This is a genomic window from Streptomyces sp. NRRL B-1140 (assembly GCF_001280065.1).
Classification (GTDB): Bacteria; Actinomycetota; Actinomycetes; order Streptomycetales; family Streptomycetaceae; genus Streptomyces.
Window position 1 is genome coordinate 1 of record NZ_LGEA01000050.1, and the last position, 279, is coordinate 279.

General features: G+C 54.1%; 2 rRNA genes. Both read right to left on the minus strand.

The window, feature by feature from the left end:
- Positions 1–97 (minus strand): 5S ribosomal RNA (gene rrf, locus ADK65_RS07615); the annotation flags it as partial.
- A 105-nt stretch (positions 98–202) separates the two neighbouring features.
- A 23S ribosomal RNA gene (locus ADK65_RS07620) occupies positions 203–279 on the minus strand; the annotation flags it as partial.

The window sequence follows — 279 nt, forward strand, 5'->3', positions numbered from 1 at the left end:
CCCACAGGGTCCCCCCTGCAGTACCATCGGCGCTGTAAGGCTTAGCTTCCGGGTTCGGAATGTAACCGGGCGTTTCCCCTACGCTATAACCACCGAAACCCTAATGGTTTCGAGCGAACAAGCACACTCTTCAATTGTGAGTTCAGCTCAAAGCCGACAACTGTTCGTTGTCTCAGAACTAACACAGTGGACGCGAGCAACTGAGGACAAGCCCTCGGCCTATTAGTACCGGTCAACTCCACACGTTACCGTGCTTCCATATCCGGCCTATCAACCCAG